At 62.1% G+C, this 15922-nt stretch carries 13 protein-coding genes; 7 read left to right on the top strand and 6 right to left on the bottom strand.

The genetic code is table 11. The annotated features are described in order from the left end of the window. The first annotated feature begins 67 nt into the window (after window positions 1-67). A complete protein-coding gene (locus VFA60_11280) occupies window positions 68-841 on the top strand; it encodes an ABC transporter permease (protein HZQ92367.1) in 774 nt (257 codons plus the stop codon). Between the two features lie 3 nt (window positions 842-844). Continuing rightward, entirely contained in the window at window positions 845-1693 is an 849-nt protein-coding gene (locus VFA60_11285) for an ATP-binding cassette domain-containing protein (protein ID HZQ92368.1), read from the top strand. 77 nt (window positions 1694-1770) lie between these two features. Here the strand turns inward: VFA60_11285 and VFA60_11290 are convergent, their stop codons facing one another. The 3 genes from VFA60_11290 to dprA all read right to left on the bottom strand — a co-directional run bounded on the left by VFA60_11290 (window position 1771) and on the right by dprA (window position 6091). After that, window positions 1771-2217 (bottom strand): hypothetical protein, encoded by a 447-nt coding sequence (locus VFA60_11290; GenBank protein HZQ92369.1) that lies wholly within the window; start codon window positions 2215-2217, stop codon window positions 1771-1773. 75 nt (window positions 2218-2292) lie between these two features. After that, window positions 2293-4764, bottom strand: a complete 2472-nt coding sequence (gene topA / locus VFA60_11295) for a type I DNA topoisomerase (protein ID HZQ92370.1) — start codon at window positions 4762-4764, stop codon at window positions 2293-2295. A 172-nt stretch (window positions 4765-4936) separates the two neighbouring features. Then, on the bottom strand, window positions 4937-6091 hold the full coding sequence (gene dprA / locus VFA60_11300; GenBank protein HZQ92371.1) for a DNA-processing protein DprA: 1155 nt from the start codon (window positions 6089-6091) through the stop codon (window positions 4937-4939). Between the two features lie 82 nt (window positions 6092-6173). Here dprA and VFA60_11305 point away from each other — a divergent pair, with 82 nt between their 5' ends. The 5 genes from VFA60_11305 to VFA60_11325 all read left to right on the top strand — a co-directional run bounded on the left by VFA60_11305 (window position 6174) and on the right by VFA60_11325 (window position 10357). Then, window positions 6174-7031 (top strand): menaquinone biosynthesis protein, encoded by an 858-nt coding sequence (locus tag VFA60_11305; GenBank protein HZQ92372.1) that lies wholly within the window; start codon window positions 6174-6176, stop codon window positions 7029-7031. 511 nt (window positions 7032-7542) lie between these two features. After that, window positions 7543-8178: a hypothetical protein gene (locus VFA60_11310; protein ID HZQ92373.1), complete on the top strand. Its 636-nt coding sequence runs from the start codon at window positions 7543-7545 to the stop codon at window positions 8176-8178. 113 nt (window positions 8179-8291) lie between these two features. After that, on the top strand, window positions 8292-8930 hold the full coding sequence (locus VFA60_11315) for a VTT domain-containing protein (protein HZQ92374.1): 639 nt from the start codon (window positions 8292-8294) through the stop codon (window positions 8928-8930). An 87-nt stretch (window positions 8931-9017) separates the two neighbouring features. Beyond that, entirely contained in the window at window positions 9018-10079 is a 1062-nt protein-coding gene (gene mqnC / locus VFA60_11320; protein HZQ92375.1) for a cyclic dehypoxanthinyl futalosine synthase, read from the top strand. 95 nt (window positions 10080-10174) lie between these two features. After that, window positions 10175-10357, top strand: a complete 183-nt coding sequence (locus VFA60_11325; GenBank protein ID HZQ92376.1) for a hypothetical protein — start codon at window positions 10175-10177, stop codon at window positions 10355-10357. A gap of 68 nt (window positions 10358-10425) precedes the next feature. Here the strand turns inward: VFA60_11325 and VFA60_11330 are convergent, their stop codons facing one another. The 3 genes from VFA60_11330 to VFA60_11340 all read right to left on the bottom strand — a co-directional run. Then, on the bottom strand, window positions 10426-12927 hold the full coding sequence (locus VFA60_11330; GenBank protein HZQ92377.1) for an ABC transporter permease: 2502 nt from the start codon (window positions 12925-12927) through the stop codon (window positions 10426-10428). Between the two features lie 31 nt (window positions 12928-12958). Further along, window positions 12959-13639 (bottom strand): HAD family hydrolase, encoded by a 681-nt coding sequence (locus VFA60_11335; GenBank protein HZQ92378.1) that lies wholly within the window; start codon window positions 13637-13639, stop codon window positions 12959-12961. A gap of 169 nt (window positions 13640-13808) precedes the next feature. After that, window positions 13809-15922, bottom strand: a 2114-nt coding sequence (locus tag VFA60_11340) for a M14 family metallopeptidase (GenBank protein ID HZQ92379.1), incomplete at its 5' end; no start/stop codon positions are given.

Consider the following 15922-nt stretch of genomic DNA (forward strand, 5'->3'; position numbering starts at 1 on the left):
CCTCTGTAGTCTCTTTCGGCGGTCAAAGTTCCCCGGGCGCTTGCTACACTATTCGGCACTCATGCCGCTGGAGCTGGTTTCTCCCGCAGAAATCGCGAAGGAAAAAGTACTCGCCGTGCAGGAGTACGCGGAGCTTGCCTGGCGCTCCGTCACCAACCTGTTCCGGCAGCCGCGCTACGTGGCCGACATGCTGCTCCAGGCCGACAACATCGGCGTCGGCTCGCTGCCCATCGTCATCCTGACCGGGTTCTTCACGGGCGCCGTGCTGGCGCTGAACACCTCGAGCACCCTGGAAAAATTCGGATCGCTCTCGCTCACCGGCCAGCTCGTCTCGGTATCCATGGTGCGCGAACTCGGCCCGGTGCTCACCGGCCTGCTGGTGGCCGGACGCAACGCCAGCGGCATGGCCAGCGAACTCGGCTCTATGAAGGTGACCGAGCAGATCGACGCCATGCGCGCGCTGGGCACCGACCCGTACAAGAAGCTGGTCACGCCGCGCGTTGCCGCGACCGTGGTGATGCTTTTCTTCCTGAGCATCATCTCCGACCTGGTGGGCCTGTGCGGCGGCTGGTTCATCAGCTACGCGCTGCTCGGCCTTGACAGCTATCAGTACTGGACTACCTCGTACCAGACGCTCGCTTATGCCGACGTGATCATGGGGCTGGTGAAGCCGATCTTCTTCGGCTTTCTCATCTCCACCGTCGGCTGCTACTACGGCATGTCCACCACCGGCGGCACGCAGGGCGTGGGGCGCTCGACCACCCAGGCGGTGGTCGCCGCGTCGGTGCTCATCCTGGTGGTCGACTTCTTCCTGACGCGCTTCCTCATGGTGGTGCTGTAAGCGATGTCGTCCATCACCCATCCGGCCGATCTGCCCGCCCCGGCGCCGTTTCCCGCCGAAGACAAGGCCATCGTCTTCGATGACGTGGCGATTTCGTTCGAAGAAAACGAAGTGCTGAAGAGCATTTCCTTCGCGCTCACTCGCGGCGAGACGAAAGTCCTGCTGGGCATTGCCGGCTCCGGCAAGAGCACCATCCTCAAGCTGGCGCTGGGGCTGCTTCGCCCCGACCGCGGACGCATCTGGGTGCTCGGCCAGGAAGTGACGGCCATGACCGAACAGGACCTATTCGCCCTCCGCAGCCGCGTGGGCATGGTCTTTCAGGAGAGCGCGCTCTTCGATTCACTCACCGTGCGGGAGAACGTGGGCTACCGCCTGATGGAAGACCACAGCTTGAGCGCCGGGGAAGTGGAGCAGCGCGTGGCGGAGGCGCTGCGATTCGTCGAGCTGGAGCACACGCTCGACATGTTTCCGTCCGAACTCTCCGGCGGCATGCGGCGCCGCGTGGCCATCGCGCGCGCCATCGTCACGCGGCCGGAGGTCATTCTCTACGACTCGCCCACCGGCGGGCTCGATCCCATCACGTCAACCACCATCATCGAGCTCATCCTGAAACAGCGCGACGTCTACAAGACCACCGCGCTCATGGTCACGCACCGCCTGCAGGACGCGTTCGTGATGGCCACAAACTGCTTCGACACGAAACAGAACAAGATGGTGCCCATCGGCCGGGACTCCACCACGGACGTGGAGACGACATTCCTGGTCCTGCGCGACGGCTGCGTAATCTTCGACGGCGCCGCGGAACAGCTGGTGGAGACGCGGGACGAGTACATCAGGGAATACATCGCGTAACTGCAGTTTCAAGGTTGCAAGTTTCGAGTTGCACCGCGCCTTATCTCGAAACTTGAAACCCGAAACTTGAAACTCCCTTATCTTCCCGCTCCCATCCGCTTTTCGCGTACCAGGGCCACGTTGCGCGCCACGGCTTCCAGCTTCCTGCGCGCCTGCGGTGTGCGCTCCGCAACTTTCTCTATGTTCAGCATGGCGGTCGGAAAACGCTCGCGGATCTGCTTCAGGAACGGCTTGATTTTGGCGTAGTAGAAAAACATCTCGCCGGCATTTTCCACGAACAGCGCCTCGTTGAGCGTGCCGAAGACCACCAGCGACGCCGCCATGTCCCAGTAACCGAGCACCTGGCGAATGAAGGCGTTGTTGGGATCAGCGGGATTGCTGAGGAGCGCGATGACATCGTCGGCGCTGGCAGGCCAGAATTCGCCGCCCATGTAGCGGCGCGCATTGCGCATAACCGCTTCGCGGCGCAGGTCATACAGCTTCAGGATCAGGTCGGCATCGGTGGGTGTGGGCTTCTTAGCCATGATTTCTCCCGGCAAAAGCAATGTGCGCGCCCTCGGCGCGCACTTCACTATACCAATTTCCGGGACTATAGCAGCTTATGAAGCCGCGACGGCCTCCAGCGGACGCGAGTAGTCGCACTCCCCCTTCGGGCAGGCAATCACCAGCCCTGATTTCAGGTTCTTCTCCACCAGGTACTCGCTGCCGCATTGCGGGCACTTCTCCGCGATCGGCTTGTGCGCCGAGGTGAACTTGCACTTCGGATAATTCGAGCAGCCGTAGAAGCTGTTCCCGCGCTTGCGTGCTTTCTTCTCCACCAGGTCTCCGTCCTTGCACTCCGGACATTTCACCCCGATGAAGTTCTGCTTGATGTACTTGCACTCCGGATACCCGGAGCACGACACGAACTCACCGTAGCGCCCGTGGCGCAGCACCATGTTGCGCCCGCACTTGGGACAGGTTTCTTCCAGCGGAATGTCCGGAACTTTCTTGCCCTGGTCCAGGCGGCGCGTGGTCTTGCAGTCCGGATACCCGGTGCACGCCATGAACTGTCCGAAGCGTCCGCGCTTCAGGACCATCGGACGCCCGCAGTTCTCGCAGTATTCCTCCTGCGACGTCTCCTGCATGTCGGCCGAGTCAAGGTCGGGCAAGTCAATCGGGTTTTCTCTCGTGAACGTGCAGCTGTTGGGATCGTTCTTGTCGTACGACGAGCACGCGTAAAACGACCCGTGTTTGCCCCACTTGATCACCAGCGGCGAGCCGCACCGTTCGCATTTCTCCTCGGTGGGCTTCTCCATCCGCTTGATGTTCTCCATGTGCTTGCGGGCATAGTTCAGGTCTTTCTCGAATTTCTTGTAAAACTCGCCCAGCGCGTCGGTCCACTGCTCCTTGCCTTCCTCGATGTCGTCCAGCTCTTCTTCCAAACGCGCGGTGTATTGCAGGTCGAAGATGTCGGGGAAGTTCTCCACCAGCAGATCGGTGACGACCAGCCCGATCTCGGTCGGCACGAACTTGCCCCCGACTTTCTGCACGTACTGCCGCTCCTGGATGGTTGTGAGGATCGCCGCGTAGGTGGACGGACGCCCGATGCCGCGCTCTTCCAGTTCCTTCACCAGCGACGCCTCGTTGTAGCGCGGCGGTGGCTCGGTGAAGTGCTGCTCCGGCTTCAGCTCGCGCAACGCGAGCTTCTGTCCCGCTTCCAGCGGAGGCAGCTTGTGACGGAGCGCCTCATCTTCCTCGTCCTTGCCTTCCTTCGACTCCTCATAAACCTTGAGGAAGCCTTCGAACTTCAGGACGGAACCGGTAACCCGGAACGGATACGCGTCACCATTGGTGCGCGCCTCGATGTCCACCACCGTCTGGTCGAAGACGGCGGGCGTCATCTGCGACGCCACGAAGCGCTGCCAGATGAGCTTGTAGACCTTGTACTCGTCGTCCTTCAGATATTGCCGGATCGAATCCGGATGCCGCGCAACCGAAGTCGGCCGGATCGCCTCGTGCGCCTCCTGCGCCGCCTTGCGCGACTTGTAGAAGTTCGGCTGCTCGGGCACGAATGCGGCGCCGAACTGCTGCGGAATGAATTCGCGCACTTCGGCAAGCGCATCTTTGCTCACGTTCACCGAATCGGTGCGCATGTAGGTGATCAGGCCGACCGAGCCTTCTTCGCCGAGTTCCACGCCTTCGTACAGGCGCTGCGCCAGCATCATGGTGCGCTTCACGCTGAAGCGCAGCTTGCGTGACGAATCCTGCTGCAGCTTCGACGTGGTGAACGGCGGCGCCGGACTGCGGCGGCGCTCCTTCTTCTCGACGCCGGTGACGGTCCACTCGGCCTTTTCCAGCGCCGCGTTCAGGCGCTCGGCCGTGGCCGCGTCGGGGACCACGTTCTTTTCGGGATTGGCGCCCACCAGGTGCGCGTCGAATGCCGGCGGCTTGCCGGCGGCAAGGTGCGCGTCCAGCGTCCAGTACTCGGTCTTCTGGAACGCCTTGATTTCGCGCTCGCGCTCCACGATGAGGCGCAGCGCGACGGTCTGCACCCGGCCCGCGCTCAGCCCGCGGCGGACCTTGTCCCACAGCAGCGGCGAAATCTGGTAGCCCACCAGCCGATCGAGGACGCGGCGGGTTTGCTGCGCGTCCACCAGGTTGCGGTCAATCGTGCGCGGATGCTCGAACGCCTCCCGCACCGCCCGCTGCGTGATCTCATTGAACGTGACGCGATGGATCTCGCGTCCGTTGGCCGCCGCCTTCTTCGCTTTTTTCTTCTTCGATCCGTTGCCGCCCAGTTCGTCGGCCAGGTGCGCGGCAATGGCTTCGCCTTCGCGGTCCGGATCGGGCGCCAGATAGATGGCATCGGCGCCCTCGGCCAGCTTCTTCAGCTTGGCAAGGACCTTTTCCTTGCCGGGAATAACGACGTAGTCCGTTTCAAAATCGTTTTCAATGTCCACGCCGAGGTTGCTCTTGGGCAGGTCCTTGACGTGCCCCAGCGACGCCTCAACCGTGAAGCCCCTGCCAAGATATTTCTGGATGGTCTTCGCCTTGGCCGGCGATTCGACGATGACTAAACCCTTTGACAAAATCTTCGACAATATTCCCTCTCTGGTTCCCTTAAGAACGACAAACTAGCACGGAAGTTGCAAGCGTGGCGAATCGCGGTACTCGTTTCAACAACAAGCGCGCCCTTGGCTGCTGGCTCTTGGCTCTTCGCTTGAAGCACTTGCAGCGAGCGAACGGGTTGAAGGAGCGCTTTCAGAACGCCTTGACGTAATTCTTGCCCGGCAATTGACGGATTTTCCCCGCCAGCTCCAGCTCAAACAGCGCCGCAAAAATCTCCGACGACGAGAGCTGCGTCTCGAGTGCCTGCACGATCTCGTCAATGTGGGTTGACTCGTCCGCTTTCAGGAGGCGAAAGACACTGCGTTCGTGATCACTTAACGGTTCGTCGCTGAATAGAGATGCGGCAGCCCCCCGTTCGGTTTCAGCGCCCTCCGCCGGGGTCAGTGCAAGTCGCACATCCGGCGGGAGTTCCTCCCAAACGTCTTCCCATGTCGCGGTCAGCTTGGCGCCCTGCTTGATGAGCGTGTTCGGCCCCCATGAGGTCTTGTTGGTCACGTTCCCCGGCACCGCGTACAGGTCGCGGTTCTGCTCCAGCGCCATGCGCGCCGTGATGCGCGTGCCGCTGTACTCGCCCGCCTCGACGACCAGCACGCCGAGGGCGAGCCCGCTGATGATCCGGTTGCGAATGGGAAAATTCTGCGGCGCGGCAAACGTGCCCAGAGCAAATTCGCTGACCAGCGCGCCGCCGATTTCGAGCAGGCTCTCGGCCAGGGGCTTGTTCTCGCGTGGATAAACCACGTCAACGCCGGTGCCCAGCACGGCCACGGTCTTCCCCTTGGCGTTGACCGCGCCCCGGTGGGCCGCCGAGTCTACCCCGCGCGCCAGCCCACTAATAATGATGAGGCCGCGGGCCGAAAGGTCGCAGGCCAGCCGTTCGGCCATGCCCACTCCGTAGGGGGTGGGGTGCCTGGTCCCGACCACCGCAATTCCCGGCTGCGCCAGCGCTTCCACGTTGCCGCGGACGTACAAAACCAGCGGCGGGTCGTAGATTTGCCGCAGGCGCGCCGGATACGCGGCGTCATCGAGGCCAACGACCTGCGCCCCGGCCGACGCCGCCCGCACCAGCTCTTCCTGCGCCGCCTGCATCGCCTTGCCGTTGAAGATCGCCTGTGCCGACGCCGCATGCAGCCCGGCTGCTTCCAACTCGGTCAGCGATGCGTGAAACACACTGGCCACCCCGCCCAGCGACTCGGCCAGTCTCTTCGCGCGCGCCGGCCCTAGTTGCGGCGCCTGCGCCAGCGCCAGCCAGTACAGCATCTTTTCCGGAGAACCCGCGGGAGTCGACATGAGGCGTGCCTTTTACACGCCTGCGGGTAGAAGTGCAAGCGCAGTCATGCGTCGCGCGCCGCCTGCTAGAATTCCCTCGCCCATGCCCCGCCCGCGCGTCTCGGCGATCTCGTTTCTCAACACCGCGCCGCTGATGTGGGACTTCGAGCGTACCCCGCTTGGCCGCGAATACGACATCAGCTACACGATTCCCTCACTGTGCGCCGAGGCGCTGCGCTCCGGCGCGGCCGACATTGGCCTGATCCCCGCGGTGACGTATTTCAGCATTCCCAACCTGGTCATTCTGCCCGACGTCTGCATCGCGGCGAAAGATGCGGTGCGCAGCATCCTGCTCATCGCGCGCAAGCCGCTGGAGGAAGTCGAAACCGTGGCCGCCGACGTCAGCTCGCGGACATCGGTCGTGCTCTGCGACCTGCTCTTGCGCCGCTGGTTCCCGGCGAACGCCAAGGGCGCGCCGCGCGAGTTCACGCGCGCCGAGCCTGATCTCGACGCCATGCTCGCCGCGCACGACGCCGCGCTGCTCATCGGCGACTCGGCCCTGCGCGTAGACGCCACGCGCTACGGCGTGTTCGATCTTGCCGCCGAGTGGCGCCGCATGACCGGTAAGCCCTTCGTCTTCGCCTTCTGGGCGGTTCGGGCCGAGGCCCTGCAGCCCAACATGCCCGCGCACTTCCGCCTCTCGCGCGACCACGGCCTCCAGCCCGCCAGCATTGATGTGCTGGCGCGCGAGTGGGCGCCACGCGTCGGCATTTCGGAAGAAGCCGTGCGCGGATACTTGACCGAAAGCATCAGCTTCCAGCTCGATGCGGAAAACCTAGCCGGCCTGCACCTGTTCCTGCGCTACGCCGCCGAAGAGCGCCTGCTCCCCCCTGCGCCAGAGTTGGGTTTTCTTGGGCTTGCAAACAGCGATTCGCCAGCGGTGCACCGCGGGAAGTACTAGGAGCGCACTGCCGACTAACGAATCGCCCTTCAGGACGGCGCTTGAATCCGCCAAATTGTGACGCATGATTGCGCTTTCTTTTTTTTGGGGGGGAGGTATGTTCCCGCCTCCGGACACCGATCTGGAGGCGAAAGATATGGTGCCAAAGGGAAGTTTCAGATGGACTTACATTTGGGCCGCACCGGCGCTGGTCATACTGGTGCCGTGCATCTGTTGGAGCCAGGACGATGCCGCCGGCAAGCCCGCGTGCACAGCAACTTGGGATTGCCCACAGAATGGGCTTTCGGCGAGCTGCGAATGTAACGCCGCCGACAACACCGAATCCTGCTCATATCACGGTGGCAGCTGCCAAACTGTCGGATCCTGCTGCAAACAGAGTGTTACGAACGGAATCAACTGCTCAGAGATGTCATGCAGCGGAAGGCCGGGAAACCAAACACAATTGCGACCGAAGAGTTGGATTGGATGTACATCAGTCGCCAGCATTCGAAATAGCGTCCCGAGCACGCTGTTGCTCGCCAGCCTATCAGCACAGCCCGCGACTGGGGTTCCCGAATCCTTTGGCATCGTCAAGATTTCCAATCCGACAAACGCTCCGCTCGGAATCTCAGACATCCGCTACTCTCTCTCTCCTCAGGAGCTCAACAAAGTCTCTGTTTCGGTAGAGAACTTGGGCGATCAGAAGGTCGTCGCTTATGAGCTATGGTGGGACATCTATAGCGGCGATTCGGTACGCCGGATTCCTGTGTACGCCGACAATTGGATCTCGCCAACGGGCTTGCTCGCTCCGCGGGCCTCAATTCGTGAGCCAGTAAGATTCTCCGTAGGTGGCAAGGATGTCATCCAGCGCGTCGTCGTTACAGTTGCTTATCTTGAGTTGGGAGACGGGAGTCGCTTTGGCCCAGATGCAAAGGACTTTAACAACTATCTCGTTGCAAAACGTACCCGTATCATTGAGGTGTACGGTCGCGCACTCGCGGCGCTTCAGTCGGGAGGTGAAGTTGCCCTCCGGTCGTTTCTCCGGCCGTCAATCTCAGACGATGCGTTTCAGGGTACCGCCAAGCAGCGACTGCTCGAAGCTATCGGGAGTGGGGGCCTAGTCAGCTTCAACGCAGAAGTCAGTCGCGTGCGCAACCTCCGACCCTGAGCAATGCACCTATGCGGTGGGAGGAAGTTCCTTCCCACCGCATTCTTTCTGATCCTGCATCCAACCTCAGGTGGTCCCGATGCGCTCCGGGGTGTGCATCGGTCCCGGCGGCCATGACGGAATTCGCTGTTCTCAAATTCAATCTGCGCTGGCTGGTTCACCTCGGTGGACCGGGCCTGATCCTGATCGGCATCGTCGATCAGTCTTTTGTCCCGCTGCCGGGCAGCCTCGACTTCGCCACCATCGTCCTCACCGCCGGAAACCCGAAATGGTGGCCCTACTACTGGTTCATGGCGACGGCCGCGGCGCTGTTGGGCGCATGGATCACCTATCGCATCAGCCGCAAAGGCGGCCAGGAGGCGCTGGAGAAACGCCTGCCCCACAGCAAAGTCGAGAAGCTCGTTAAGGGATTCGAGAAGGGCGGCTTCTGGGCATTGTTCATCGGCGCGCTGCTCCCGCCGCCGTTGCCCATGGTTCCGCTCGTGGTCGGCGCCGGCGCATTGCAGTATCCGCGGCGCAAATTCCTGCTCGCGCTCGGCTCCGGCCGAGTGCTGCGTTACGGAATCATCGTCTGGCTCGCGCAGCACTACGGACGCCACATCATCCGCGTCCTCCGGCAGAACGAAATACTCGTGATTGTGTCGTTCGTGATTTTCTCGGTCGGCGCCGCGCTCATCGGATGGCTCTGGACGCGCCATCAGAAACGCAAAGAAGTCGCACAGCGCGGCGCGCCGGAGCAGGCTGCCGCCTGAGAATCGCCTCCCGGCCCGTTGATTTGCGATGATGCGGGCCGCGCTCTTACAATCGAAGGTTGTATCGGACCAATGTTCCATGGCCCGATGACCCGATATTCAATGTCTCTCACCCACGCCCAGGCCCTCGACCTGTTCCGCTCCGATGACCTCATCGGCATCGGCATGGAAGCCGACGCGCTTCGCCGCAAGCTGCACCCTGAGGGCGTGGTCACCTACATCATCGACCGCAACATCAACTACACCAACCTGTGCACCGAGTACTGCACCTTCTGCGCGTTCTACGCGCCGATCAAGGGCCCCGGCGCTGCGAAGGGGTACGTGCTCGACTTCGACGTGATCTACGACAAGATCCGCGAGACGGTCGAACTCGGCGGCACCGGCGTGCTCATGCAGGGCGGGCTGCATCCCGGTCTGAAGCTGGAGTGGTACGAAGACCTGCTGCGCGGCATCAAGCAGCGCTTCCCGCAGGTGTGGCTGCATTGCTTCTCGGCCTCGGAGATCATCCACTTCGCCGAGCTGAACGGGCTCACCATCCGCGACACCATCATGCGCCTGCGCGATGCCGGCCTCGACTCCATCCCCGGCGGCGGCGCCGAGATCCTGGACGACGGCGTGCGCCATCGCATCAGCCGTCTGAAGTGCAACACCAGCGAGTGGATTGACGTGCATCGCACCGCCCATTCGCTCGGCATGCGGACCACAGCGACCATGATGTTCGGCTGCGGCGAGACGCTCGAGCAGCGCATGAATCACCTCGAGATCGTGCGCCGCATTCAGGAGGACACGGGCGGATTCACGGCGTTCATCCCGTGGACCTTCCAGCGCGAGAACACCAGCCTCGGCCGCTTCATCAAAGAGGAAGCGACGGCCGTGGAGTACCTGCAGACGCTGGCGATTTCGCGCATTTATCTCGACAATTTCGAGAACGTGCAATCGTCATGGGTCACGCAAGGGCTCAAGACTTGCCAGCTCGGCTTGCGCTTCGGCGGCAACGACGTCGGTAGCATCATGATCGAAGAGAACGTTGTCTCGGCCGCGGGCGCCCATCATTGCTCCACCGAAGAAGAGCTCCGCCGCCTGATTCGCGACGCCGGCTTCATCCCCAAGCAGCGCGACACCCTGTATCGCACCTATTTTCTGAATTAACTTCGGTTATTAAACTGGGTACTCCTAGCCAGGTCTGTTCTGAAAACGGAACAAAATCTCTTGAAGACCAACATTTTTCGCAGTAAATTCAGGTCATGACGACATGGATTCTTAATCTGGTTTTCGGAAGTTGGAACAGTATCTCTGTGGAAGTGATGATTTTTCTGGCCGCGATCTGGCTGGCAGCCGTTGTGATTAAGGTCGGGCAGGTGCTTCGGAGCAAGTTTGAACGTGTGCCGGAAACCAACCCGATCGTCGCGGATGCGCGCGTTTGGTGAACTCCACTCTCGCGCCTCCGCCGGCTCTCCGGTGCCGCGGCCTTCGACCTGGAACTGAATGCGGGTCGCTACTCGTAGCGGAGCGCCAGGATCGGGTCGATCCGGCTGGCGCGATGCGCTGGAATCCATCCGGCTGCGGCTGCCACGAGCGACAACAGGAGAACCGCCGCGCCACCGATCCAGGGATCCCCTGGCTCCACTCCATAGAGCTGACCGGCCACATACCGTCCCAGGCCGGCCGCCGCCGGTAGCCCGATCCCGAGGCCGATCGTCAACAGCAGCAGCACTTCCTTCATCACCAGCCAGATGACCGCGCCTCGCTGCGCCCCGAGCGCCATCCGCAAACCCATCTCTTTCGTGCGCCGGGCCACCGCGAACGCCATCACGCCATATAAGCCGACCGATGCGAGCAGCGTTGCTAACAAACCGAATCCTGCCGAGAGGAGCGCGATCAGCCGCTCGGTCAACAGCGTTTCATCGAGCTGCGCCGCCAGAGTCTTCACCTCGTATACCGGCAAAGATTCATCCAGCTTCTTTACCTCGTTCCGCAGAGCAGCATACGCACCAGGCGCACTCATGGCCGTGCGCACGTAAAACGTCACTCCGCCATTGCCCCATTGTGGAATAAATACCTGGCGGCGAACTCCTTCGCGAGGACCTTCATAAAGCGAGTCCGCGGCAACGCCAATAATCTCTATATCGAGCTTCGAACGCGGGCCGCCTTGTCCGATATGACGCCCTACGGCGCTCCGCCCTTTGAAGAAATGCCGGGCGAACTGCTGATTGACGATGGCGACCTTGGCATTCTCCTTGACGTCGCGCTGGTCGAAGTCGCGCCCCTCCAGAATCGGGATTCCCATCGTTTGAAAGTATCCCGGCGAGAGCGCGTTCATAAAAGCCTGCATGTCCTCGCCGTCTTTGGCCTGGTAGCCTTCCACCAACGTCCCGTTGTCCCACTCGTCGCCGTGCAGCAGGGCTACCGTGGCCACGGCCGCCGAGCGCACACCGGGCAAAGCCCGGATGTTTTGCAGTAGCTCGCGGTAGAAGTGCACGGCGCGCGGTTTGTCGTATCCGTTCAGCGCCGGATTCACCTGAAACGTCACCAGGTTGTCGAGTTCGCGAAAGCCCGTGTCCTTGGCTTTCAGGTTTTGTAAGCTGCGCACGAATAATCCAGCGCCGAACAACAGCAGGAAGCTCAGCGCTACTTGCGCGGTCACCAGTCCTTTGCGCAGGAACAGCGACCCGCCGGATCCGGCAATCGATCCCACCGCATCCTTGAGTGTATGGGCCAGGTCCGGCCGGCTGGCGCGCAACGCCGGTACCAGACCGAACACGAGTGCAGTGAGAAACGTCAGCGCCAGCGCGAAAAGCAGGATTCGCAGATCGGGGGTGGAACGAATCAGCAGCGGATTCCCTTCCGCCGGCACCAACGCCACCAGGCCGCGGGTCATGACGATCGCCAGCGCCACGCCCATAATCCCGCCGGTAGCGGATAAGAAAAGGCTCTCGACGAGCAACTGCCGCACTAACGCCCAGCGGGATGCACCCATCGACAGCCGCACGGCGATCTCTTTCTGACGGGCAAAGGCGCGGGCAATCAGGAGATTTGCCACATTGGCGCACGCGATCAGCAGCACCAGACCCACCATCGACATCAGTACGACCAGTGCCGTGGAGAAGTGATTCCGCAGGTCCGAATACCCGGTCGCGGCCTTCTCGAGGTGGACGGTGCCGCGCAGGAATTGTGTCCGCGAGTAGGAACTCCAGTTCCTCGCTCCGGGCAGCGTGGTTTCGTATTGACGAATCTGCGTGAACAGGGTCTGCAGGGGCGCCCGCGCCGATTCCACCGTGTACCCCGGTTTGAGCCGCGCAAAGACTTGCACCCAGCGTGCGCGCCGGTCGCCTGCATCAAACCACGTCCATTCCGGCAGGATGGCCGGCTTCATCAGCACCGGAACCCGGATCTGCGGCGAGCGCGATGGGTCCAGGCCGGCAAATCCGGCGGCCGAGACGCCCACGATCGTCATCGGATAATTGTTGACCAGAATTTTCTTGCCGACGACCGTGGGATTCTTTACAAATCGGCTGGCCCAGTAATCGTAGCTCAAGACCACGACCGGATGCCCGTTGTAGACGCGGTCGTCCGCCTCGGAACTGAAGACGCGGCCAATCGCTGCATTCACACCCAACATGGTGAAATAATTGCCCGACACCATCTCCGCATCGACCCGCTCCGTTTGATTGTCTACGCTGATCGAGGTGTTTACCAGCCGACGGCAGAGGACCTCCGAGAACGGCGCCGCCTTCTGCTGAAAATCCTGATAAATCGGGTAGGAATGCATGCGCCGCCCCATGTTACTGCCATTGTGGGCTCCCTGCTGATAGAGCATCACCAGTTGCTCGGGATTCTTCACCGGCAGCAGCCGCAGCATGAGTTGATCCATCAGCGTGAAAATGGCGGTATTGGCGCCAATGCCTAACGCCAGCGATAACACTGCCACCGCGGCAAACAACGGGCTGCGGCGCATGGCGCGCAGAGCGAAACGCAGATCCTGGGCGACTCTGGCCATATCGGCATTAGACGGTGCAGCCAAGCCGTGGTTAGCGGAGCAGTGCTTCGGCGGCGATTTGCCGCAAATCCTCGACCAGTATATCCGGGTTGTGTGCCGCCAACTCCTCCCTCGACGTCAACCCTGTGCACACCGCGATCGAACGGATGCCGTTTGCCTTGGCCGCGATAATATCCGCGGGCGCATCGCCGATCAGCGACACCGGCGTCTGCGGCGCGATCTGATGCTCTACGCGCGCCCGTTCGATCGCCGCCTTCGCCAAGCCCGCGCGATCCTTCGCCATCTCGCCAAATGCGCCATAACGAAAGTAACCGTCGAGTCCAGCGCGCTGTAGCTTACGCCAGCCGATCGGAGCCAGGTTGCCGGTCACCAGCGCCAACAGCACTTCACGACTCTGCAATTCGTCGAGCAACTCGCGGGCGCCCGGACAGGTCTTGTCGCGGATATCCGGTACGCTGTGCAAATAAAACTCCGGCGCGCGCTCGATTACCTCCGGAAGCGCTTCGCGGATTGCCGCCGGTTCCATGCCTGCATTCAGCATCATCAGGGTCAGGATGTCCGGATCGAGCATGCCCTGCACCGGAATGCTGTCGGTAGTGGTCTCGACGCCGGTCACGGCGCGCACCGCATCGACCAGCGCCTGCCGGTGATGCGGCCCCGCGCGCCGCACCAGTGTGCCATCGATGTCGAACAGGACAAGAGCCCGCGCCATCTAGTCTCCTCTCCTGTGGAAGAATTGCTGGCAGTGGTTGTGTGGCGGGCAATCCTGCCCGCAGCCGCCTTTTACCCTGCCGGACTGGCCTGAAAGCCGGTCCGCGTTTAAGATTGGCCGCCCCACCGCGAGCGGTTCAGACTCGGGAAAGGCCAGGGCGAGCATTACACTAATTCGCCGCCTTGGACGACGCCAGGTAGATCGCATTCAGCAGGAACTTGAACGTGCCGTATGGCTGACCGCGAAACTGCGGCCTGAACCCGAACAACACCGCCTGCCCGCGACCATACTTCACTTCGACCAGCGCTGCCTTGCCGGCGATCTCCTTCTTTCCGGAAAGCCAGCCACTGGCGAGCACGTTGCTCTCGGCGAAGCGCGCGACCGCATGCGCCTCTTTGTCCGGGGCGTCGAACGCCTCGCCGCCCGTCGAAAAGGCGATCACTTCCTTGGGCATCCCGAACGCCAGCGGCTGCGTGTTGTCGACGCTCAGCCGCAGCAGCGAGCCCGGGCAATAGAAATCCGGCCGGGCGCCGGCCGCCTGCGCGTCGCCTTCGGGCGATGCACTCCCGGCCGGCCGCAGTGCATTGCGGATCGAAATCTGAAAGAACTGCACCGGCACCTCGGTTGCCTGATCGAGCGCGATCAGAGTGCCGCCCGCCCGCACGAACTGCTCAATCTGTTCCACACCTTTCAATCCGATACCGCCCGTATACTGGGGACGCTGTCTTCCGTTCTCCCGCCCCGCGCGCGTGTCCGACGTCCCGCCGTGCATAATCGATGCCGCCGTTTGTTGCGCCAGGATGATGCTGTCGAAACGCGTGCGCAGGTCCGAACCGTCGAAATCCTTGTTGCGCAGTTCCGTGTACTTGATCTTGTAATGATCGAGCAGCCACTCGGTCCAGCCGGTATCAGCGTTGGCGAGCCACGGTACATAAAGTGCCACCCGCGGGATATGCAACTCGTACGCGGATTTGTCGCCGCCCGTCACGATTGCGCCGTCGGCTGTCCAGCCCATCCGCTCGCCTTTTTCCAGCCTCGTCGCGGTCTCCAGAAACGAAGCGTTCTCGCGATGGTCGAGAGCGTGTGCCGGCGCCTCTGGAATGCGAGCGAGCGGTTCCAGATCCGCCTCGAACCGATCTACGATGCGATCGAGCACCACCCCCATCTGCATGCTCAGCGTCCATCCCGCGATATCGTACGGACGCTTGGTAGGCCCGCCCGTGCCCGTACGCAGTTCGGGATACTTCTGCGGCTCTACCAGATCCATCAGGTATGGCCGGAATGGCTGGCCGGCCCGCAGCACGAACGTGCCCTCCGGATACGACTTGCCGCCCGCCTGAAACGCCGCCCGCGCGCGCTCGACGGCAACGCCTGATGCCGCCAGCCGTTCCAGAAATTCCAGCGCGGTTGGTTGATCCCACTGCTTGGGTGAAACGACATAAGCGTACGGATTGCCTCGATTCCCCTCATCGATCTCGGCGCGCGCCATCTGCCACGCCTTAAGCAGGAAATCAGACCGGCGCATTGCGGCGTGCGTCAGGATGGCGTAATCCGCGGTGAGCATGTAATCGATCGCGTTGCGCACGCTCCACCGGCCGCCGCGCCACGGCATCTCGTAGAAGATGGTGGGTTCGTGCGTGGGATATCCGTTAGGAAACGAGTGCGGCAGCGAACTCTCCCGATAAGTCCGCGGCGAAGCGAAGCTCGTGCCCGCCACTTCCGTGAGAATCCCGTGCATATTGTGGAAAGCCGGCACGGATCGCAGGCCGCCGTTCCACCAGCCGTCGTAGCCCCAATAAGAAAGGATGCCCGGCTTGTTTTCGCGCGCGAACCGCTCCTTCATCGTCATACCGATGACGTTGATCCCCTCCATCACCGCCGCCGGGATGTTCGGATTCAGCGGCTCGGCATACGGCGGTATGAAAATGCGCGCGGGGAACGGCGGCGACTGGTGCTGGTTGTACAGAATCTGCGGAAACCATTCCTGAAACAGCAGTCGCGTGACGTTCCGCGTCTCCTGCAGATTCAGCATGAACCAGTCGCGATTGTTGTCGTGCCCCGCGTATTTCTGATACAGCCAAGGCAGGGGAGCCTGCTCGTATGCCGTGCCCACATTCCCCGTGTACCAGTGCGCGATCCAGTCGAGCCCGTCCGGATTAATCACGGGGATTTGCAGCAGGATCACGTTCTGACGGATCGCCCGCGTTTCGGCATCCTCGCCCGTCACCATTCGCCACGCAAGTTCAGGCGCATGCTGCGCGGGCGCCACTTCACTGGCGTGCA

This window comes from Terriglobales bacterium (assembly GCA_035651995.1).
In the GTDB taxonomy this organism is placed as follows: Bacteria; Acidobacteriota; Terriglobia; order Terriglobales; family Acidobacteriaceae; genus DASRER01.

Excerpts from the sequence above, each read along its gene's own strand:
- VFA60_11285 (HZQ92368.1), top strand. The coding sequence starts at position 845 with ATGTCGTCCATCACCCATCCGGCCGATCTGCCCGCCCCGGCGCCGTTT.
- VFA60_11290 (HZQ92369.1), bottom strand. The coding sequence starts at position 2,217 with ATGGCTAAGAAGCCCACACCCACCGATGCCGACCTGATCCTGAAGCTG.
- dprA (HZQ92371.1), bottom strand. The coding sequence starts at position 6,091 with ATGTCGACTCCCGCGGGTTCTCCGGAAAAGATGCTGTACTGGCTGGCG.
- VFA60_11305 (HZQ92372.1), top strand. The coding sequence starts at position 6,174 with ATGCCCCGCCCGCGCGTCTCGGCGATCTCGTTTCTCAACACCGCGCCG.
- VFA60_11315 (HZQ92374.1), top strand. The coding sequence starts at position 8,292 with ATGACGGAATTCGCTGTTCTCAAATTCAATCTGCGCTGGCTGGTTCAC.
- mqnC (HZQ92375.1), top strand. The coding sequence starts at position 9,018 with ATGACCCGATATTCAATGTCTCTCACCCACGCCCAGGCCCTCGACCTG.
- VFA60_11325 (HZQ92376.1), top strand. The coding sequence starts at position 10,175 with ATGACGACATGGATTCTTAATCTGGTTTTCGGAAGTTGGAACAGTATC.
- VFA60_11330 (HZQ92377.1), bottom strand. The coding sequence starts at position 12,927 with ATGGCCAGAGTCGCCCAGGATCTGCGTTTCGCTCTGCGCGCCATGCGC.
- VFA60_11335 (HZQ92378.1), bottom strand. The coding sequence starts at position 13,639 with ATGGCGCGGGCTCTTGTCCTGTTCGACATCGATGGCACACTGGTGCGG.